Raw genomic sequence first — 20,921 nt, 5'->3', positions numbered from 1 at the left:
TTTTTTATCGACCGGTTGACATAATCGAGGTCTAGTTTCTAAGTTATCAGTTAAATAGGTCATTTTTATGTCAATGAAAGTCGCATTTATAGGTTTAGGCGTAATGGGTTACCCAATGGCGGGGCATTTAGCAAAAGCAGGGCACAGCGTATGCGTTTATAACCGCACACAAGCTAAAGCACAAACGTGGACTGCAGAACATTCAGGAAGCTTTGCATCAACCCCGCGCGAAGCTGCCAACAATGCCGACATTGTATTTATGTGTGTTGGTAACGATGACGACTTACGCTCAGTAGTGTATGGCGACGACGGCGTGTTAGCGGGCATGCTGCCGCACACTGTTTTGGTTGATCACACAACAACCTCAGCTGAAGTAGCACGTGAAGTGGCTGCAAAAGCGGCTCTGCAAAATATCGACTTTATAGATGCGCCTGTATCGGGCGGACAAGCTGGCGCCGAAAACGGCGTATTAACGGTTATGGCGGGTGGTAGGGAAGCCGTATTTGCTAAAGTGCAGCCAGTTATGGCGGCGTTTAGTCGTTTTAGCCAATTACTAGGCGGCGTTGGCTCGGGACAACTTTGTAAAATGGTTAATCAAATTTGTATTGCTGGTGTAGTGCAAGGTTTAGCTGAAGGCTTACATTTTGCCAAGCAAGCTGGGCTTGATGGTGAAAAAGTTATAGAAACCATTTCTAAAGGTGCTGCCGGTTCGTGGCAAATGGAAAACCGTTATAAAACAATGTGGGCAGGGGAATATGAGTTTGGTTTTGCCGTAGATTGGATGCGTAAAGATTTAGGCATTGCACTCGATGAAGCTAAAAACAATGGCGCTACTTTACCAATGACCGCAACGGTCGATCAATATTACGCCGACGTACAAGCACTTGGCGGCGGCAGATACGACACCTCAAGCTTACTAGCACGCATTGAAGCGCTACATAAAAAGTAACGCTGTAGACGCGAAGCTTGTTTGCGTGACGGGCAAAGCCCGTAAAGTAATTTATTCACAAAGAGGTTATGAGGCGCTGCGCTTTTAGAGGAAGTAATAGATCTAAAAGATTGTTGTTTTATGTCTTCTCATTTACTCCTTATTCGCTTCTCTTTGTGAATAGAGTTTTATTTAAGCAATTAAAAGCTGCGCTTTTCACGTGAGCAAGCTCTACGTTTACCGCCAAAGTGTAACTGTGGGTTTAATTTGTAGACGCGAAGCTTCCTTGCGTGACGGGCAAAGCCCGTAAAGTAATTTATTCACAAAGAGGTTTAGAGGCGCTGCGCTTTTAGAGGAATTAATAAGTTTAAAACGGTTGTTGCTTTTATGTCTTCTCATTTACTCCTCATTCGCTTCTTTTTGTGAAATAGATTTTTATTTAAGTAATTAAAAGCTACGCTTTTCACGTGAGCAAGCTCTACGTTTACCCCAAAGTGTAGATATGAGTTTTACTTGTAGACGCGAAGCTTGCTTGCGTGACGGGCAAAGCCCGTAAAAGTGACTTATTCACAAAGAGGTTTAGAGGCGCTGCGCTTTTAGAGGAAGTAATAGATCTAAAAAGTTATTGTTTTTATGTCTTCTCATTTACTCCTCATGCGCTTCTTTTGTGAATAGTGTTTATTTAAGTAATCAAAAGCGGTGCTTTTCACGTGAGCAAGCTCAACGTCTACCGCCAAAGTTTAACTGTGGGTTTAATTTGTAGACGCGAAGCTTGCTTGCGTGACGGGCAAAGCCCGTAAGATTTATTCACAATGAGGTTATGAGGCGCTGCGCTTTTAGAGGCAGTGATAGATAAAAAAGATTGTTGGTCTTTATGTTTTCTCATTTACTCCTCATTCGCTTCTCTTTGTGAAATAGATTTTGCTTTGTTTGAAGTGGTACAGATATTTATAAACAAAAACGCGACGCTTTATTGCTAAAGCGTCGCGTTTTTAATGCGTTATACAAACAAAATTACATGCTTTGAGCGTAGTTATACAGCGCCTTTAAAATTGTAAGATTTTTTTCGCTGTCGTCATGTTCATGCGCTAGGTTTTCAAGGGTGATCATAAAATCTTGCGCATTAATCGACGGTTGATCTTCCCCGTGTATTAACTTGTTTTGGCAATACTGGCGCCATTGGTCAAGCTCTTGCTGGTTTAGCGTTTCAGGCCAGTTACGGGCGCGGTATCTAAACAACAATGTATTAAACTTTTTATCTTCAAAGTCTAACTTCAACCCAGCCAATTCATCTGGTTTAGCATCGCGAATAATCGCAAATTTAGCTTTATCGGCATGGCTTGTAAAACCATCGTAAAGTAAGTAGTCAACGTTAGTAGTTGCGCTGTAATCGCCTTGCTCGTTAAACACTTCGGTTACTTTATCGCGAAGGTCGGTATTGGCTTTTAAAATAGCTAAGTTAGCTAAGCATTGCTCGCGGTCAATCCCAAGGCGGGCGGCGTTTTCAGGCAATAATGTTTTAGCTGGGGCTAAAATAGGGCACTTGTTTAAATGCACTAGTTTTAAGCCAACAGGTAATTCACCCTCGGCTAAATCTACACGTTTGGTGTATAAGCGTTTGCGTAACTCTTCTACGTTTAAATCAATGAGTACTTGTGGATTTTGGGTTAAATCAAAACAAATAACCGCGTTTTTATTTACCGGATGAAAGCTCATTGGTGCAACCCAGCTTGTACAGCCTTGTGTTGCAGGTATGCGCGATGTGGTATGCACCAGCGGCGTCATGTTAAATACATCAACCAATTCAGCAAGGGCTTTTTTGCCACGGAGTCCAAAAAAGAAGTTATACAGCTTTGGCTGTTTTTCTTTTATTAGTTTAGCCAGTGCAATAGTGGCGGTTACGTCGCTTAGCGCATCGTGCGCTGCGGCGTGTTCAATACCATTAGCTACGGTTAAATGTTCTAACTTAAAGCTTGGGCTGCCGTCTTCTTTTAACGGCCATTCAATCCCTTCAGGGCGCAGCGCGTAACAAGCACGTACTAAATCAATAATATCCCATCGGCTATTGTTATTTTTATATTCACGCTCGTATGGGTCGTAAAAGTTACGGTAAAAGCTATAACGGCTTACTTCGTCATCAAACCGAATACTGTTATAACCGGCAACACAGGTGTTTGGCACGCTAAATTCGGCATGAATTTTTGCTATAAACTCAGCCTCAACCAAGCCTTTTTTCATCGCCACTTGTGGCGTAATACCCGTAATTAAACACGCCTCAGGGTGAGGCAAGTAATCCGCTTGCGGCTTACAATATTCAATAAGCGGCTCGCCAATAATATTTAAATCAAGATCGGTACGAATACCCGCAAATTGGCTAGGTTTATCCTTTTGAGGGCTCGCTCCCCAAGTCTCGTAGTCGTGCCAATAGATTGTTGCTTGATTTTGCTCTTGATATGCCATTTGAAAACCCTGAGTAGTTAACTTAAAAGCGCCTATATACGCGCCAAGTTACTAAAATAATGAATTATTTAGATTATGGCATATGGGCGAGGGAGTTTATAGGTTCTGGTGATAAAGATGTGTTAGTGATGTTTAATAATGTAATAATACCAGTCGCCAATATTGTTAGTTAGTGTGGTGCAAATGTCTTTATTAATGTAGTTATAAGGGTAATATTTTATAAATAGGGAATATAAGCATTTTAAACATTAAATTAATAGCGGCTTTGACTAATGGAGAGAGTGATTAATGGTAAATATGATAATTGGACTTCTATGTGCTTTAGCTGGTGGTTATATGGGGCACTATTTTACTGTAAAAATGTTCAATGACAGAGTCAAAGCACAAAATAAAGCTTTATATGATGAATTTGAAATAATTAAAGATATGTTTGCTAGCCATATCAAAGGGTTATTAGATGACTTCGACTCAAATTTAAAATCGAAGTACTCAGGGCTACGTAAGCTAGATATGAGTTTTGTTAATAGTCTATTACTTGAACTGGCAGCATCAAAAGACATACCTTCAAAAGAGGTTCGATTATTGATAAAAAATCTAAATCAAGTCTCAGCAAACCTATCTGAGAAAATATATAGTCGAGAGAGTAAAATTGAAGAATGGTTTAATGCACCACTTAATATAGAGCCTAAAGATAGATTTGCATTTAAATCATCGATCCAATTTCATACCGGTGGGTTATTATTGGTAGCTATTGATGTTATTTACCACACAAGCAAAGTACTTCGTGACCGTAATCACTTTCAATTTAATTCCCCTTCGCACATCGAATTTGCAGAAGTAGCATGTAAAGTTTCTGGTATATATTTTGATAAGCAAGTTTGGGAACGGATCGTCAGCGGCTCTCTTTTAGGTACTAAATAATATAAATAAATCTTAATAAGAGATTTTTTGGTTCAAAAAGCAATGAGATTAAAATTAAAAGTAACATTCCTTTGCTCATTCCTTATATCTACTAGTGCCTTAGCTGGACTGGCTAAAGTTCAAGTAAATGGCTTTGAGGTTGAATACGAGCTAGCTGGTAAAGGTAAACATACTATTTTACTTGAAGCGGGCGGTTCTGCTGGTTTAAGTGATTGGGACCCGGTTTTTGAATCACTTACCAAGCACGCTAAAGTTATACGGTATTCTCGTATTGGTAATGGCGGCTCTGCACAAATAAAGAAAAACTATAGCTCAGAAGAATATGCAGCTGAGGCTGTGTTATTACTTAAAACACTGAAAATAGAAGAGCCTGTTGTGTATGTTGCGCACTCTTATGGTGCTTATATTGCGCGTGTATTTGCTGCAACATACCCTAATAAGATTAAAGCGTTGATGTTGATTGAGCCTGCATCAGAGCACGATGTAGATATTATGCGCGCGATTGATTTGCCACGCGCTGAAAAAGAAATTGCAGCAATAAAGCTTGATGACATGAAAAATGGCATGTCGAATCAGTATTTAGATTTTTGGGCAAAACGCCCGCTGCCTGATTATCCACAAATTGCTGATGTACCCGTGACTGTTATCGCCTCAGTTAGAAAATATAAAAAGCCATCGGTATTATTTTTTACCGACAAAGCGCGTGAAATGTGGGGCGACTTACATTCAAAGTGGGCTAATGCCTTTCCTCAAGGTGAAATAGTTATAACAAATAAAAGCTATCACTACCCGCAAAATGATGAGCCAGAAATGTTTGTAGCCCAAGTAGTTAAGTTGCTTGAACGCACTAAATAAGTTTAAGTTTCGTTGGTTGTTTTTATAAATACCAATTGCCGTAAATTAGTAATTTGGCATTAGACTAAAGTCTATAGGTTAGATTTATTCACTTATTAGGTTTGTTTTAATCGTTTGTCGATTTTGTGTTAATTCTCTAAAGTTCAGTTGTCGGCAACAAGCACGGCTTAACCAACAGGACTACGACCATGAAACTTACTCTTATCAAAACTATCGCTCTTAGCTCACTACTTACATGTTCAGCTGCTGCAATGGCTGAGCAAAGTGATTACAAATTAATGGTTATTGAAACTGCAACAGCGCCACAGCCACTTGAGCAATCATTTAATAGCTGTGCACTGAATGTTAAGTCAAAAAATTACGCTGAGGCTGAAGCAATTTGTACTAAAGCAATTGCGCTTTTAAAAGACGCAGATGGCCCTAAATTTAAAGTGCGCCAACTTACGTCATTCGCATTAAGCAACCGTGGTGTTGCACGTTTAAAAGCGAACAACGACACTGCTGGCCTTGCTGATTTATACGAAGCAAACCAAATGTCTACAAGTACAATGGTATCGCACAATTTAACTCGCGCTAAAGAAGAGCTTTCTTTATAAACACTTTATAAAGTGCTTACCAAAAGCATGTTATAAAATAGCGAGAGTAAAAAAGCCCATGTTAGGTTAATTCCTAACATGGGCTTTTTTGTTTTATTTAACGCGTGAGTTAATACTTTAAATACGTTAACAGAGTAGGGTGTGTATTTATAATTAATATTTTGGGTATGCTTGTTTAGGCTACACGAATATAATGCGAGATAACCGTATAAAAATAATAACCCTTCTGCTTTGCTTGTTTTGAGCAAGGCATCATTAAATAAATATTGAGATTTAAACCATGGCACCAGGAACCAGCCTAAGCGTACTTGAAATAAGTGCGATATTTTTATCAATTACCGCGTTACTCACCTATGTAAACCATCGCTTTATTGGCTTGCCAACAACCATTGGCGTTATGGTTATTTCGATGCTTTTATCTATCGGCGCTATATTTTTGGGCTTTTTAGGGTTTGATGATCTTATAGATTACGAAGTGAGCTTGCTAGATCAGTTAGATTTTACTGAAGTTTTGCTCGATGGCATGCTCTCTATGCTACTTTTTGCTGGGGCGCTACATGTAAATGTTAGCGATTTAAGGCGCTATAAATTGCCAATAGGTATTTTGGCCTGTGTTGGTACGTTGCTATCTACGGTTATTATTGCTGGTGCGCTTTATTTAGTGCTTCCTTTGCTCGGTTTTGATTTAGCGTTTATTTGGTGTTTACTGTTTGGCGCGTTAATATCGCCAACCGATCCGATTGCGGTAATGGGAATTTTACAATCTGCGGGTGCGCCTAAAAGTATTGAAACCGTGATTGCGGGTGAATCGTTGTTTAACGATGGTATAGGCGTGGTTATTTTTGTGCTTTTATTGGGTGTTTTATCAAGTGGTGATATTCCTACAACCTATTATGTGGCACACACGCTGGCGGTTGAAGCCGGTGGCGGTATTGTTTTTGGTTTGGTACTAGGTGGTATTTTATATTACTTACTTAAAAGTATTGATAGTTACCAAGAAGAAGTACTACTTACTTTAGCAGGCGTTATTGGTGGTTATGCATTGGCTAGCCATTGGCATTTGTCGGGCCCACTTGCAATGGTAATGATGGGGTTAATGGTGGGTAATCATGGTCGCAGTATGGCTATGAGCGACAAAACACGCCATTACGTTGATTTATTTTGGGAGCTGATTGACGAAATTTTAAATGCCATTTTATTTGTACTCATAGGGCTTGAAGTCGTCATGATTGCATTTTCGAGTAATTTGTTTATTGCTGGTGGCTTAACAATTTTAATAGCGTTAATGGCACGTTTAATTGTTGTGGGTATAACAACCACTACATTTAATAAGCAATTAGAGTTGCCAACTGGTGCGTGGAAAGTTTTAACCTGGGGTGGCTTGCGTGGTGGTATTTCGGTTGCACTGGTATTGCAACTACCTGATGGGAACGAGCGCGATATTTTATTGGCTCTCACTTATGCGGTTGTGGTGTTTTCTATTTTAATTCAGGGTTTGAGTATTGGTAAAGTAGCCAAAACTATCCGTTAAATATAATTTTTTAAAAAGCGTGTGAAATAGCTGTATTTCACACGCTTTTTATTTTTCTTATAAAAAAAAGGGCAATTAAAACGTAAAGCTGAGCTGCACACCGCTGTAAATATGTTCTTGTGCTTCCCAGTAGTCGCCATCTATTTGGCGCGCACGGGTAAATACTTCTATTTTAAATGGCTTAAAGTGATAACCCGCACCTATACCTGCGTAGCCATCTATGTCGTTGTTCGATTTTTCTATTTGGTAGGTGTTATCGCCTCTATCGTTTTTAAAGGCGAGTTCGAACAGATCTAAGCCAAGCTCGGCGTATATAAAAAAGTCATTAAAATAACCAAGCTTCATGCCATTGTCCCACGTTATAAATTCTTCTTGCTCGCCTTGTTTATTATCGATTACTGCCGCGCCAATTGCGCTTGTAAAAACAACACCAAAGTTACTGTAATTTTGCTTAACCATCATTTCTACACCTGCAGATGTAATGCTGCTATCGCCATTAAATTCTGATTTTATAAACATACCGGTGTTAGGCATGTCATTACCGAGCAAAAGCCTTGCGTTAGCATTTTGGCTAAATAATAAAAGCGTGCTTAATAAAACAAAAAGAGGAAGTATGTGTTTCAAAAAAGTTAACCCATTAATGATGAAAAGTTACCAGAGCTGTAATTATAAATACATGACTTAGTATTGCATGTAATTAAATGTATAAATTTGTTTGATAGTTACTCAGCTATGCCAAAGTAAGGTGTTTAAAATAAAACCAACTAAAAAAAAGCATAAATAATTATATACATTTTAAAACGTAAAGTAGCGATTTTAGGCACGATTGTTGGTGCGTAAGTTGTTTAAATATATAGAAAAAGTTTAAACGTATTAGACTAAGGTCTATAGGTTAATTTTCTTCACTTATTAGGTTTGTTTTAATCGTTTGTCGGGGTTGTGTTAATTCTCTAAAGTTCAGTTGTCGGCAACAAGTACGACTTAACTTACAGGAAATTAATCATGAAATTTACACTTATCAAAACTATCGCTCTTAGCTCACTATTAACATGTTCAGCTGCTGCAATGGCTGATCAAAGTGATTACAAATTAATGGTTATTGAAACTGCAACAGCGCCACAGCCACTTGAGCAATCATTTAATAGCTGCGCACTAAATGTTAAGTCAAAAAATTACGCTGAGGCTGAAGCAATTTGTACTAAAGCAATCGCACTTTTAAAAGACGCAGATGGCCCTAAATTTAAAGTACGCCAACTTACGTCATTCGCATTAAGCAACCGTGGTGTTGCACGCTTAAAAGCGCATAACGATACAGCTGCACTTGCTGATTTATACGAAGCATCAAAATTGTCTAACAGCTCAATGGTATCGCACAACTTATCTCGCGCTAAAGAAGAATTATCTCTATAAGGTCTTTTTATAAAGTGCTTACTAAAGCATAATATAAAATAGCGAGAGTAAAAAAGCCGATATTGGGTTAAACCCCAACATCGGCTTTTTCGTGTTTATTAACTTTGTATTGTGTTATACCAATTCGCAATAATACATAATCATTTTGCGGGGCTAAACGTGTCGCTACCTGCGTTAAAAAATTCTCATTTAGAACAACCAAATAGCGAATTTTTTGCCTAGCTATCAACACGTTTTTCCATCCTCAAAATAGATCACTTAATTAAGCGAATTGGTATTATTAAAAAATAAAAAAATGTATTTTGCTATTTATTGTTTAGTGATTTTCATGGTTTTTAACTAATTGTAATTACTAAGTATTTTTACAAGTGTTAGACTAAAGTCTATAGGTTAGATTTATTCACTTATTAGGTTTGTTTTTATCGTTTGTGGTAATTGAGCTAACACTCTAAAGTTAAGTTGTCGGCAACAAGTACGACTTAACTAATTAGGAATATAATCATGAAATTTACACTTTTAAAAACCATCGCTCTTGGCTCATTATTAACTTGCTCAGCTGCTGCAATGGCTAATCAAGGTGATTATAAATTAATGGTTATTGAAGACTCTGTAACTGCAGCACCCGCATTTGAAAAGTCATTTAATAGCTGTGCTTTAAATGTTGAAGCAAGAAACTACGAAGAAGCAGAAGCTATTTGTACACAAGCAATTGCATTGCTTAAGCAAAGCCATGGTCCGCGTTTAAAAGTACGTGAACTTACATCGTTTGCATTAAGTAACCGTGGTGTAGCACGTATTAAGGCTCAAAAAGACACTGCTGGTATTTCTGATTTATATGAAGCGGTTCAAATTTCTAAAAACTCACTTGTAACACATAACTTAACTCGCGCTAAAAAAGAGTTATCTTTATAAGAATGCTTGTATCAAGCGCTTATAATTTAGCGAGAGTATAAAAGCCCATATTAGGTAGCACCTAATATGGGCTTTTTTGTATGTTTGAATAACCGTAGTTACCTATAAACACACTTCTTTTAATAAAACAGTTTTACTGAATAATAGTGTTTTTAAAGGTGATTTTTAGAGTCTTACGTTACTAATTTATATTGGTAAGTACTTGTTACCTAAAACATAGATCTATAAATATAGAAACATAGGTAAAAATATAGTTTTTTAGCATGATTCAACTGTGCAGTAAAACGGGATTGTTTTATTTAAGCTGTTGTTTTTAATTGATAATAAAACCTAATGTCTTTGACTTTAGTCTGTTTTTATTTAAAAATCGAAGTAATATATATTTTATAGCATTGACGCCACGTGGATGCTAATCACTGTTTTGTGATGAATAGCTAGATATGACTTTTGTTTTATTTTTAGTCCCACCTCAATCTTACTAAAAATTAAACAGGGAATAGAGTAGTTATTAACTTGCGCAATAAAAATAAAAAGCGCAAATAAAGGGATTTAAAAATGCAATTTAAACTAAAAAAAATAGCTGCCTTGTTATTCGGGGTGGGTATTAGCCTTTCTGTATTTGCCGAAGATATAGAGCTATACGTAAACCATAATGTTGAAACCGACGAAAAACCACGTGTAATCATTGTTTTTGATACATCTGGAAGTATGAAAAACTTTTTACCCAACGGTATTAGAAAAGTAGATGCCGGCATCAGTGCAATGAGTCAGTTGGTTACTGATAATAGCTCTATCGATTTTGGTTTGATGCGTTTTAAAAATGATAATGGCGGCTATATTATGGCAGGTCTTGGATCTCCCCATTCTACAATTTTAAGCCAAATTCACAGTTTACCAGCGGCTGGTAGTACCCCAGTTACAGAAACCCTATGGGAAGCCTATTTGTATCTAACAGGTCAGAAAGTGTACTACGGACAAAACTCAAATGAGCGGGATTTTTCTGCTGAAACTGGTTCGCTATATTACGACAATAACTCTCGATACATATCACCATTTACCCAAGCAGTTGGTGCCGATGTACGTTGTGATAATTCAATCAATTTAATTTTGATGACTGACGGTGATCCTCAAAGTGATACTAACCGAAACGATGATATCAAATCATTATACAAATCTACTTTTGGCTCAAATCCTTCTAAAACAAGTAATAGTTATCTAGCCGCTTTAGCTCAGATAATACATGGTACAAGAGATGTTGAAGTTGACTTGTACGATACTACGCCAGAGGTTGCTGATACCGGACGCGTTTTTACTATCGGTTTTGGTAGTGGCATGAGTACAAATGGTAAAAAGTTATTAGAAAAAACCGCTTTATTGGGCGGCGGCGAGTACTTACATGCAGATACATCAACTGAACTTTCTGAAGCGCTTAATAATACAATATCGAAAATACGCGAAGTTAACGATAGTTTTTCATCTCCTACGGTAGCAAGTAATAATGTTGACCAAACACGTAGCCGAGAGTCAATTTACTTTGCGATGTTTTACCCAGAAACAGGCGCACGTTGGAGCGGGAATTTAAAAAAGCTAAAAGTGTCAGGCGCAAATATAGTCGATTCAACTGATCAAATAGCCCTTGATGAAAATGGGTTAATTGATGAGAAAGCGCGAACATTTTGGCTGCCAACTAATAAGCCTGCAGATGGGAATTTAGTAGCCCAGGGTGGCGTAAATTTACTTTTATCAACTTTAGACCCTGATAGCCGTAAAATCTACATAGATAAAACGGGCAGTATTATTGATTTTACTTTTGATAAAGTACAAACCATTTTAAATTTAGCGACAGGTACAGTTACCGATCTTGCCCCTGATTTGATTCCTAATATCGGGCTAACTTTACAGGAGAGTGATATTAGCTGGGCACGAGGGGTTGATGTTGACAATGAAGATGGTGATAACTCATCAGTAGATCAGCGAATCAATATTTTTGGCGACCCTTTGCATTCAAAGCCGGTATCTATAGATTACGGCGATGGAAGTATTCACATACTTGTTGGTACTAATGCCGGCTTTTTACATATGTTTGAAGACAAAGGCGATACTGTTGAAGAAAAGTGGGCTTTTACACCTGCTGCCTTATTAAAAAACATTCCTGCTTTGCGTAGTAATCTTGCAAATACAAAAGTGTATGGCATGGATGGGCCTATAAGTGTGTTCTTTAATAATAAAGGCTCAAATAGCGAAGGGTTAAACGATGGTGTTATTAGAGCAAGTGATGGTGATGAAGTGTGGGCATTTGCAGGTATGCGCAGAGGCGGTAATAATTACTACGCGCTTGATATAAGTGACCCAAAAAAACCTAAAAAATTATGGAATAAGCCTATTGTTGGTGGCTCAGAAGAATTTAAATATTTAGCGCAAACATGGTCTAAACCTCAAATTGCATACATTAAAGCCTTTGGTGAGGATCCATTGCTAATATTTGGCGCAGGCTACGATACAAACAAAGATAATGCGATTAGAACAACAGATGAAACCGGGCTAGGTATCTACATTGTTAATGCTAAAACTGGCGAAAAGGTATGGGCGCTGACTCCAGATGAACATGGTTTTACCGGAGAGCACAGTATTGCAGCGGATGTAACTACGCTTGACTCAGATTACGACGGGTATATTGACCGAATTTATGCAACCGATACAGGTGGTAATATTTGGCGAGTAGATATTCCTAGTGAAGATGAAGGTGATATTACCCATTTTAAACTTGCGGAGCTTGGCAGTACATTAGCGTCGCAAGACAGACGTTTTTTTTACAAACCATTAGTTGCTAGAACGCTGTTTAGTAAAGTTACTAAAACCAATTATGGTGGTGAAATGATCACCACCCGTTTAGATACCCCGTACGACGCAATAGTTATAGGTAGCGGAAATCGTTCAAACCCACTTGCTACTAATGAGCAAGATCAGTTGTATATGATCCGTGATGAAAACACCCTAACAAAAATATTTACTGAATTTCCAGCCCCAATAGTGCCAGATGATTTAATGAAAATGAATGAAGACCCATTTGGTAACGCACTTGATGACGTTGATAAATTTGTTAATCTTGAAGTTAAGTTAGCCGAATTTAAAGGGTGGCGATACGAATTAGGGACGGGTGAAAAGTCTCTTGCTGCAGCAACAGTCGTTGGTGGGGTTGCTTACTTTACTTCCTTTACGCCTGCATCTTCATCATCAACGCAAAACCAATGTTCGTTAACGGGTGGCGGTGGTTCGCTTTATGCCTTTCATTTGCATTATGGAACGAAGGTTTATGACGATGTGAAATTTGCAACAAGTAATGATGTACCAGATACACCGAAACTATTTTTTGGGGAAGGCCCGTCGTGTGCAGATAATGATGCGGATGGTAAGTGCGATTGGGATGATGCAACGGATGTAACGCAAGTTAGTCAGTTTTATTTAATAGGCCCTGGGGTTAAAGGTTCTGATAAGCCGATAAAAGCTATTGAAATACTTGGGCCAAATTTAAATGTTGAAGGTGGAAAAGTTAAGCTAGTAAATGGCGCTGAACCAATTGGTTTTGGCTTTAAAACCCAACAAACATATATTTATAAACGCGAAGAAAACGATACTCAGGCACTTTAAAAAACACAATGCAATAAACATAAGCCACCTTAGTTAGGTGGCTTTTTAATTTTAAGAGCAAATCAAAAATGCTAATGGTTTGCTTATATAATTGGTTTAGAGTTTTCGAAGGGCTCTAAACCAACCCATGTATAATACACATTCATTTACAAAATACTGCCTATCACTCAAGCCCTTTAGATTGGGTGCCTGTAGTCCATAGTGGTTAATAATAGCTGGCATTTGTTATATTTAATTAACAAATGTAAGAGCTAAATATAACATGGTGTGTCACTATATAGGTACAGGGCATGTTAACTTGTTGCCATCCCCCCATAAAAATTCAATAAATTTCTGTTGTTTAAATTTATACCAACCTGCATAAATCTTTGAGTAATTTAACAAATTAAATTGCACTATAACGTCGTTAAAATTTTATTTAGAACAACTAGATACAAAAATTTTTGCCTCGTTCTAGCATAATTTTCTTAACGTTAACTAGATCCAATATATAAGCAGATTGGCATTACTTATTTTGTATTAAAGTAACTTATAACAATATGATTTTTAATAATAATTAAAGTGCAAAAAAGGAAGTCTTTGTATGTTTTTTAAAAAAAGTCAGTTAGCTATTTCATTAGCGTTTACGCTAGGCCTTGTTGGATGTGGTGGCGGTGATAAAGCGGCCGTTGTAGAGCCAGTTGTAGCTAAGCCAGATCCTATAAAAGTAGATCCCGTAGAAGTTAACACTATCTCTCTTACAGGAAAGGTTATTGATGGTTATGTATATGGTGCAATAGTATGGCTGGATATTGATGGCGATGGTACTTTTGACGAGCAATCAGAACCTTCTGTAGTCTCTGAAGAATCGGGTAATTATAGTTTTAATTTTACAGAAGAGCAGGCGCTGTGTGTGCCGTATTCAACTATGTACGTTGATGTACCGGTTGGCGCAATTGACGAGGACTTAGGCGAGGTAACACAAGCGTATCAAATGTCATTTCCACCCTCAATTGAGGCTTTGACTGATGAAGATATTCGAAATATATCACCTTTAACAACCGTTATTTGGGAGCAGTTGAGCCTTCAATTACAAAAAAGTGGTAACAATAATTTAAGTTGTGATGCACTTAAAGAAAATACTGAGCTACTTGCAAACCTTCAAAGCGAAATAACAAATGTTATGCAAAACTTGGTTGCGCATTATAATTTGTCGACAGAGCAAATTTACTCAGATTTTATCGCTACTAACGACAGCGACGCTTACGACAGAGCACAAGCAATTGTTAAGGGACTAAAAGCGGCCTATAAATTCAAGCAAGAGCTAGATGCTCAGTATCCTGATGCAGAAGAAGTAAGAGCAGTGATTTATCAAGACACAGCAAAAGATGCAGAGTATGGGTTTGAAAATGCATGGTACCGCGACAAAGCTATTTTTGCAGGCGCTGAACTTATTTATGAGCAAGTAAAGCTTCAAAATACAGACGAACTCGACAAAATTGACGTTATTTTGTCTCGATTGGATTCAATAGATACGCCTTGGGGCGAAGAATCGTTAAATGGAAAATTAACAGTTAGAGACGATGTTTACATTAACGCCGATCGTACTTACCGATGCTCTAGCATTGAGAGCGTTAGTTTTGAGCAAAGCAATGTGCTTTATGGCGTTACTAATACTAGCCCATCGGTTAACTTCCCAACAGCAGATGAATGCGTTAGTGCTAATTTAGATACACCGTTCGAGCGAGGTTTTAGCATTAGCTATACTGAGTCAGGATCGTTTTACCAAACTGACTTTGCCTTTAGAGAAGAAAATGCCGACTTTCAAACATTATCTGATTGGGTAAATGTTAAAGACAAAGCTACTGACTTAGAAATTCAAGATTTAGTGACCGTACTCGCTGCTATGCCCTATAAGTTTGATGACGAAACATCTATTGATGCTAGCTTTTGGCGTAAATACAAAACCACAGACAACGTACGTATTATAAAAACAATTGAAGGGCAATGGTTTAGAGAGACTCGCCGAGAAGATGGAACAATGCTGCATGAGTGCAGTGAAAATGGTGTTGATTGGGGGCCATGCGAATAATGTAAAAAGCACTTTAATGAATATTAGCTTAGTGCCAGTCAGTTAATAACTGACTGGCATTTTTTGTTTGAAAAAGCTTACTTTTATGTGCGCTTATAACTGTATACCTGATGAACTTTATTTTTAATCTGTTTTTTACTCGGGTTTACTGTAAAATTACCGGGTTAACATTTGTTAAGTGATGCTTACAATTGTTATTGCTCGTTAAGTATTTAAACTAATTTAAGTAGAGCTTATGATTTTTTATATTATAGGGTTAAGTTTACTTGTTATTATTTTATGCGTTGCACTTTATGTAATTTACAGCAACGTACATAAAAGTCGGGTAAGAAAATCCAAGGAATACAACGTACTGTTTGATAAAGACACGATAGTTGATGAACTAATCACTCAACTAACAGAAAAAAATCAAACACAAGAAAACCAAGATAAAACAGCTAAAGGTAAAGAAGAAATCCTTGCAACATTTGTTGAGTTACATCGCTCTGGTAGCTTTTGCGCACATTTGAGTGAACAGGAAATTATTTACTTTGTTAAAAAGAAATTAAACATGGAGAGTAATAAAAATGGATAGCGAAAAAGCAGTCCCAGCAGTAAAAAGTGACTCATTTATGAGTCGATTTGGTCGTCGTAATGTAATTATAGTGTCATCAATTGTTGTTGTATTGGTAGTGATAGCAACCCTTACATCGCAAGTTGTTTCGTGGAATGAAGCAGATGAGCGTTTAGTACATCAATCGGCTTTTACAGGTAACTTAACCGTAATAAATCAAGCAGGCCCTTACTTAAAAGCATTTGGTAGTACATCTGCTTATAAAAAAGTAATTTCGATTAACTTTACGGGCGATGCCGGTGCAACAGCAAGTGCAATTGTGCCGTTAATTCCGATTCGATTTTTAGATACCACAACAGGTGGCGCACGAGGTGTTTCTCGTTTTAGATTGCCAGGCAATGTACCAGCAGCAGAATCGGGTGCTTTACGTGGTTTACTTAAAATACACGAAGAGTTTGGTTCACAAGAAACATTAATATCTAATTTATTAATGCGTGCAACCACTGAAAATGTAAAAGCGTCGGCGCGTATGATGTCGGTAGAGCAACATTACTCTGGTGGTAATGGTCAATTAAGTCAAGATTTTGCTGATCAATTAACCAACGGTATTTTTGTTACTGAACAAATTATTAGTACGGGCGAGCGCGATAAATCTGACGATTTAGGTAATTTAAGTAAACAGCAACGTGTCACTATTAATATTAAAATGGATGATGAAGGTAATACACTGCGTAATGCACCCATTTTAGGCGCTTACGGTATTACAGTAGTTGATGCCAGCATTATTGATATTGACTACGAAAGCAAAGTAAATGCTCGCCTTGAAGCCCAAAAGCAAGCTGCTGCTGATGAAGCGCTAGCGCGTCAAAACCTTAAAAAAGCAGAGCAACAAGCGCGTACTGAAGTGGCTTTAGGTGAACAAGCAATTGCTAAGCAACGTGCTGAATCTGAAAAGCTAAAAATAAAAGAGCAAATTGATGCTGAACGAATTAAGGCAAATGCCATTATTTCTGCGCAGCAACGAGTGGCTGTAAAAGCGGAGCTTGCGAAAGAGCAAGAAGAGATTTTAAAGCAACAACGTTTAGAAGCATTAGGTATGGACGTTTTAGCTGAGGCTCGTTTAAGAGCTAAGTCTGCTGCACTTGATCCAAAGTATGTATTTGATGAAACACTAAAAGCAGAAGTTAAAATTCAAACCGCTTTATATACAAGCTTAGGTAATAGCCGTTTAGTGCCTGAAATTGTAATAGGCGCAGGCCAAGGCGAGCAAAGTAATGGCTCTGAATTTATGCGTTTATTAGCCGCCGATGCTGCATTAAGTCTTAAAAAGCGTTTAGAAAAAGAGAAAAAATAAACGATTAGTTAAGTATTGCACAAACAATAAAACGTTGGCTGATTCGCATTGGCCAGCGTTTTTTATTGCGTAAATTTTGTTATTGTATGGTGCGGCTAAGCTTGTGAAAACAAGCTTTTTAAATTATGAAATAAAAGAGTGAGCAGTACTTATGGACCCCAGTAATCAGTTTATTTTAGATTTAGGACAAGAGCATATTACCATCCAGCGACGATATGAAGCGCTGGGAGCGTTTAACGATTTTTTGATAGCTGTTTGGTTTTTAATTGGCAGTTTTTTCTTTTTAAATGACTCACTAATAGAAAGTGGCACATGGCTGTTTATAGCGGGCAGTGCTCAATTGCTTATAAAACCTATTTTGAAATTGATCAGCTTAGTACATGTTAGTCGGGTATTTCATTCAAATAAAACTTCATAAATAAAACACCATAAATACGACTCATGATGAGTTCAGTTATTATGGTGTTTTATTTACCAGTATAAGTTATTTAAATATCAAGGATAGAAAAAGTGAAAGTACTTAAGTGGATTGCAATTGGAATAGCTACTTTATTAATAGTAGGCTTACTAATTCCCGAAAAAATAATGATTCCGGTACAAGGTGCCACAAGTAAAGATTGGAACCATAACACGTTTTGGTACGAGCCTTGGGGTAGGTCGGGTGTGCACAAAGGAATTGATATTTTTGGCACAAAAAATACTCCCGTAGTTGCCTCAACAAGCGGTATTGTTATATTTGCAGGTGAGTTAACTCGTGGTGGTAAGGTGGTTGCGGTGCTTGGGCCTAAATGGCGCGTGCATTATTTTGCACATTTAAATAACTACTCGGTAAGTACAGGTGATGTAGTAAGCATAAACAGTCAAATTGGCTTACTGGGCGATACCGGAAATGCCGCAGGAAAACAGCCTCATGTGCATTATTCTATTTTATCGTTAGTGCCCATGCCGTGGCTTTTTACAACGCAAAACCAAGGGTGGAAAAAGATGTTTTTTTTGAGCCCACATAAAAAACTCACTGCTAAATAATAGTTTTAGCTGTTAAATCAAGATGTTTAACAGCTAGAATTAGTTAATAAGCAAGCGTGTATTTAAGCTAAAAATTAGCCTGCAACTGGGGTTTTACCCGCGCGAATATTTTTAATGCTTTTAATAAACATATAAATACAGGTAGTGATTAAACAGCCTGCTAAATAAAACACAATACCGTTGGGTGCATCAGATAAATTTGCAGCAAGCATAGGGCCAAATACCGACCCAATACTGTAACTCAAAAGCATTACCTCAGTTGCAGATACTATTTTTGCCATTGGTAATGAGTCGCACGCAAGTGTTATAGCAATCGGGTAAAGTGCAAAGCTGCATGCGCCTAGTATTAAGTAGCTTACTATTAATCCTGCTAAAGTGTTTGCTTGTAGTATACCCACAGCACCGGCTGCGCCTACTAAACAAAACATACCCATCAATAAGCTTTTTTCAAGCCGAGTAGATAAGTAACTCACAAGCGGCTGCACGACCATGCCGCCTAAAATAATAACCGCCATAAGTGTTCCTGTGTACTGAGCTTGATCAGCTTGTGCTGCAATATACACCGGCATTAAGCCGTAAATAGGGCCCAGTAATAAGCCCGATGCTAAGCATCCGAGCATAGCTGGGTGGCTTAATGTTTTTATTTCTTTTAGTGGTAGTTTTTCAAGGTGCTGTTTTTCGGGCTGACCTTTGGTTATTAATAAAGGGGCTAAAATAGCTAAAAATAATAACGAGGCTACAAATAAATAAGGCGTTGAACCTTCGGTGCCAAGCGGCCCTATAGCAAGTTGACCAACCGCGCTGCCCCCATAAAGTGAGGTCATGTATAAACCCAAACGTTTAGCACGCGACTTTGCTGTGTTGGTCATTAATAACCAAGACTCAACAACGACAAACACACCGGCAACAGCAACACCTGCTACAAATCGTGCAATTAACCAGTTAACGGTATTTGGCAGTGCAAGTTGTGCAAGCACGCTTGCTATTAATAGGCTTAAAAATAATATAAATGCGAAGCGATGACCCATTTTTACCACAATGCGCTCTATTGTGGTGGCGCCAATAAGTAAGCCAAAGTAAAAAATGCTCGCAAGCCAAGGCGCTAGGTTTTCATCGAGTTTAAATGCGGGTAACGACAGCGGAATAAGGCTCATTAAAAAGCCGGATGCGATAGCAAAAAATGACAGCCCGATAACGGGTGCTAAAGGGTTATTAGAGGTGCTTGTGGCGGCTGATTCGGCCATTTGTGTTTATCGACTCATCAAGGTAAATAACCACTGTTTTAAAGTTTGAGAGGTTACTTTAATAATAAAATTTGCGCGAATTTAGAGCCAAATTAAAAATAAGTAAAGTGATATTTTATTAAATAATATAAATAAATTTAAAACGATCTTTTTGGTAAATTATCGGATCTATTATGCTTTTTATTGTAGTGTTTTTATGTAGATATTGTTTTATATTTGTGAGCATTTATGTCTGAATAGAGTTTTTTGTAATGCAAGCAGATAGGCACATATCGCATGCTGCACGTCACTTTTTAAAGTTTGCGCAGCAGCACGTAGAGCAATATTTAGATACGCAGTGGGTGCGTAATGAATTACATAACTTAGATTTTAACTAGATTTAAAGTTAATTAATGTCGGGTGTTGAGTCTCTTAAAATAAGCTTTGGCTGAAACACGTGTTTTACTGTTATGCCGCTTTTTTTATAAATGTCTTTAAGTACTAAGTTAGCCGCAGCTCGGCCCATTTCGGGAACTGGGTTATCTATAGTAGTCAGTGTTGGGTAGAGGTAATTGGTAAAAATTACGTTATCGAACCCAATAATGGCTAAATCTTTTGGTAGATTAAAACCGTGCTCGCGGGCGTATTTCATAGCACCCGATGCCATTTCGTCATTGGCACATACAAGGGCGGTTATTTGCGCTTTATTTTGAATAAAATGCCTTAAGCCGTCGCTGCCGCCGGTTTCTTTAAAGTCGCCTATGTAAAATAAGTTTTCGTCAAAGGTTAGGTTGTATTCTGCCAGAGCTTGTTTGTGACCTTTTAAACGATTTGACGCGTCTTCTTTAAACTGCGGGCCTGCTATGTACGCAATGTTTTTATGACCTTTGTTGATCATGGCTTTAGTGGCTAAGTAGCCGCCCATTACGTTGTCGAGGCTAATGCAGTTTTCTTCAATTTCTTTAACGTAGCGGCTCATCAAGTAAATAGGGGTTTTGCCTTTACTTAACTCAATTAGATACTCGTTTGATACCGCTTCTACGTGGGCAATAATAGCGTCGCAATTACGGCCTATTAAAAACTCAAAGCCGCTTTTTTCTTTTTTCTCGTCGCTGTGCCCAGGCGTAATAATAACGTGTTTACCTGCAATACGAAGGTGCTCTTCAATGGCTGACATCATTTGACCAAAAAACGGACCATCCAACTCAGAAACTAAAATACCGACGCTGTTTGTAGTGCTAGACGCCAAAGAGCGAGCAATAGAACTTGGCTGATAGCCTAGCTCTTTCATTGCTTCTAATACCTTTTTTTTAGTTTTTTTGCTTACGTAGTCGTTGTCGTTAAGTACCCTTGAAACAGTTGATAAAGACACACCTGCCATTTCTGATACTTGATAAATTGTCGCCATTGATGTCCTAGCTTATATGTATTTT

The 20,921-nt window shown here is 37.9% G+C and carries 17 protein-coding genes and 1 pseudogene; 14 read left to right on the top strand and 4 right to left on the bottom strand.

The genetic code is table 11. From position 1 onward, the window contains the following. The first annotated feature begins 67 nt into the window (after positions 1 to 67). Positions 68 to 949 carry an NAD(P)-dependent oxidoreductase gene (locus tag H5157_RS10205; protein ID WP_182724641.1) on the top strand — a complete coding sequence of 294 codons (882 nt, stop codon included), beginning with the start codon at positions 68 to 70 and terminating at the stop codon, positions 947 to 949. Between the two features lie 993 nt (positions 950 to 1,942). Here H5157_RS10205 and sbcB read toward each other — a convergent pair. Continuing rightward, entirely contained in the window at positions 1,943 to 3,388 is a 1,446-nt protein-coding gene (gene sbcB / locus H5157_RS10200) for an exodeoxyribonuclease I (protein ID WP_182724640.1), read from the bottom strand. A gap of 288 nt (positions 3,389 to 3,676) precedes the next feature. On the opposite strand from sbcB, the gene H5157_RS10195 reads away from it, so the two are divergent. From H5157_RS10195 to H5157_RS10180, 4 genes are all read left to right on the top strand, one after another. Beyond that, entirely contained in the window at positions 3,677 to 4,309 is a 633-nt protein-coding gene (locus H5157_RS10195) for a hypothetical protein (protein WP_182724639.1), read from the top strand. A 42-nt stretch (positions 4,310 to 4,351) separates the two neighbouring features. After that, positions 4,352 to 5,164, top strand: a complete 813-nt coding sequence (locus tag H5157_RS10190; protein ID WP_182724638.1) for an alpha/beta fold hydrolase — start codon at positions 4,352 to 4,354, stop codon at positions 5,162 to 5,164. A 188-nt stretch (positions 5,165 to 5,352) separates the two neighbouring features. Then, positions 5,353 to 5,760 (top strand): hypothetical protein, encoded by a 408-nt coding sequence (locus H5157_RS10185; RefSeq protein WP_101162764.1) that lies wholly within the window; start codon positions 5,353 to 5,355, stop codon positions 5,758 to 5,760. 280 nt (positions 5,761 to 6,040) lie between these two features. Next, a complete protein-coding gene (locus H5157_RS10180; RefSeq protein WP_182724637.1) occupies positions 6,041 to 7,291 on the top strand; it encodes a sodium:proton antiporter in 1,251 nt (416 codons plus the stop codon). Between the two features lie 75 nt (positions 7,292 to 7,366). On the opposite strand, the gene H5157_RS10175 is transcribed toward H5157_RS10180, so the two are convergent. Beyond that, positions 7,367 to 7,915: a hypothetical protein gene (locus tag H5157_RS10175; protein ID WP_182724636.1), complete on the bottom strand. Its 549-nt coding sequence runs from the start codon at positions 7,913 to 7,915 to the stop codon at positions 7,367 to 7,369. A 378-nt stretch (positions 7,916 to 8,293) separates the two neighbouring features. Here H5157_RS10175 and H5157_RS10170 point away from each other — a divergent pair, with 378 nt between their 5' ends. From H5157_RS10170 to H5157_RS10135, 8 genes are all read left to right on the top strand, one after another. Then, on the top strand, positions 8,294 to 8,701 hold the full coding sequence (locus tag H5157_RS10170; protein ID WP_024609350.1) for a hypothetical protein: 408 nt from the start codon (positions 8,294 to 8,296) through the stop codon (positions 8,699 to 8,701). A 501-nt stretch (positions 8,702 to 9,202) separates the two neighbouring features. Beyond that, entirely contained in the window at positions 9,203 to 9,613 is a 411-nt protein-coding gene (locus H5157_RS10165; RefSeq protein ID WP_004336087.1) for a hypothetical protein, read from the top strand. A gap of 555 nt (positions 9,614 to 10,168) precedes the next feature. Continuing rightward, positions 10,169 to 13,261: a pilus assembly protein gene (locus tag H5157_RS10160; RefSeq protein ID WP_182724635.1), complete on the top strand. Its 3,093-nt coding sequence runs from the start codon at positions 10,169 to 10,171 to the stop codon at positions 13,259 to 13,261. A 583-nt stretch (positions 13,262 to 13,844) separates the two neighbouring features. Next, positions 13,845 to 15,332, top strand: a complete 1,488-nt coding sequence (locus H5157_RS10155) for a hypothetical protein (RefSeq protein WP_182724634.1) — start codon at positions 13,845 to 13,847, stop codon at positions 15,330 to 15,332. 235 nt (positions 15,333 to 15,567) lie between these two features. After that, a complete protein-coding gene (locus tag H5157_RS10150; protein ID WP_024595217.1) occupies positions 15,568 to 15,906 on the top strand; it encodes a hypothetical protein in 339 nt (112 codons plus the stop codon). Further along, positions 15,899 to 17,239 carry an SPFH domain-containing protein gene (locus H5157_RS10145; protein ID WP_182724633.1) on the top strand — a complete coding sequence of 447 codons (1,341 nt, stop codon included), beginning with the start codon at positions 15,899 to 15,901 and terminating at the stop codon, positions 17,237 to 17,239. The genes H5157_RS10150 and H5157_RS10145 overlap by 8 nt, the downstream gene beginning before the upstream one ends. A gap of 151 nt (positions 17,240 to 17,390) precedes the next feature. Beyond that, a complete protein-coding gene (locus H5157_RS10140) occupies positions 17,391 to 17,657 on the top strand; it encodes a YrhK family protein (RefSeq protein WP_165742813.1) in 267 nt (88 codons plus the stop codon). A 92-nt stretch (positions 17,658 to 17,749) separates the two neighbouring features. Continuing rightward, positions 17,750 to 18,265 (top strand): M23 family metallopeptidase, encoded by a 516-nt coding sequence (locus H5157_RS10135; RefSeq protein ID WP_182721431.1) that lies wholly within the window; start codon positions 17,750 to 17,752, stop codon positions 18,263 to 18,265. A 74-nt stretch (positions 18,266 to 18,339) separates the two neighbouring features. Here the strand turns inward: H5157_RS10135 and H5157_RS10130 are convergent, their stop codons facing one another. Beyond that, positions 18,340 to 19,509, bottom strand: a complete 1,170-nt coding sequence (locus H5157_RS10130; RefSeq protein ID WP_182721432.1) for an MFS transporter — start codon at positions 19,507 to 19,509, stop codon at positions 18,340 to 18,342. Positions 19,510 to 19,751: 242 nt separating this feature from the next. Here H5157_RS10130 and H5157_RS10125 point away from each other — a divergent pair. Then, positions 19,752 to 19,886: pseudogene (locus H5157_RS10125) on the top strand (LysR family transcriptional regulator); the annotation flags it as partial. An 8-nt stretch (positions 19,887 to 19,894) separates the two neighbouring features. On the opposite strand, the gene H5157_RS10120 reads toward H5157_RS10125, so the two are convergent. Next, entirely contained in the window at positions 19,895 to 20,896 is a 1,002-nt protein-coding gene (locus H5157_RS10120; RefSeq protein ID WP_007583313.1) for a LacI family DNA-binding transcriptional regulator, read from the bottom strand. Between the last annotated feature and the right edge of the window lie 25 nt (positions 20,897 to 20,921).

Origin of the sequence: Pseudoalteromonas sp. SG43-3, assembly GCF_014164385.1 — a bacterium.
GTDB classification, from domain to species: domain Bacteria; phylum Pseudomonadota; class Gammaproteobacteria; order Enterobacterales; family Alteromonadaceae; genus Pseudoalteromonas; species Pseudoalteromonas distincta.
The sequence above is the reverse complement of the archived record's forward strand: the minus strand, read 5'-3'. Positions and strand labels throughout refer to the sequence as shown.

Bases quoted from the DNA above. Each gene is read 5' to 3' on its own strand.
- H5157_RS10160 (WP_182724635.1), top strand. From the start codon at position 10,169: ATGCAATTTAAACTAAAAAAAATAGCTGCCTTGTTATTCGGGGTGGGT.
- H5157_RS10145 (WP_182724633.1), top strand. From the start codon at position 15,899: ATGGATAGCGAAAAAGCAGTCCCAGCAGTAAAAAGTGACTCATTTATG.
- H5157_RS10155 (WP_182724634.1), top strand. From the start codon at position 13,845: ATGTTTTTTAAAAAAAGTCAGTTAGCTATTTCATTAGCGTTTACGCTA.
- H5157_RS10170 (WP_024609350.1), top strand. From the start codon at position 8,294: ATGAAATTTACACTTATCAAAACTATCGCTCTTAGCTCACTATTAACA.
- H5157_RS10195 (WP_182724639.1), top strand. From the start codon at position 3,677: ATGGTAAATATGATAATTGGACTTCTATGTGCTTTAGCTGGTGGTTAT.
- sbcB (WP_182724640.1), bottom strand. From the start codon at position 3,388: ATGGCATATCAAGAGCAAAATCAAGCAACAATCTATTGGCACGACTAC.
- H5157_RS10180 (WP_182724637.1), top strand. From the start codon at position 6,041: ATGGCACCAGGAACCAGCCTAAGCGTACTTGAAATAAGTGCGATATTT.
- H5157_RS10150 (WP_024595217.1), top strand. From the start codon at position 15,568: ATGATTTTTTATATTATAGGGTTAAGTTTACTTGTTATTATTTTATGC.
- H5157_RS10165 (WP_004336087.1), top strand. From the start codon at position 9,203: ATGAAATTTACACTTTTAAAAACCATCGCTCTTGGCTCATTATTAACT.
- H5157_RS10130 (WP_182721432.1), bottom strand. From the start codon at position 19,509: ATGGCCGAATCAGCCGCCACAAGCACCTCTAATAACCCTTTAGCACCC.
- H5157_RS10120 (WP_007583313.1), bottom strand. From the start codon at position 20,896: ATGGCGACAATTTATCAAGTATCAGAAATGGCAGGTGTGTCTTTATCA.
- H5157_RS10205 (WP_182724641.1), top strand. From the start codon at position 68: ATGTCAATGAAAGTCGCATTTATAGGTTTAGGCGTAATGGGTTACCCA.
- H5157_RS10190 (WP_182724638.1), top strand. From the start codon at position 4,352: ATGAGATTAAAATTAAAAGTAACATTCCTTTGCTCATTCCTTATATCT.
- H5157_RS10140 (WP_165742813.1), top strand. From the start codon at position 17,391: ATGGACCCCAGTAATCAGTTTATTTTAGATTTAGGACAAGAGCATATT.
- H5157_RS10185 (WP_101162764.1), top strand. From the start codon at position 5,353: ATGAAACTTACTCTTATCAAAACTATCGCTCTTAGCTCACTACTTACA.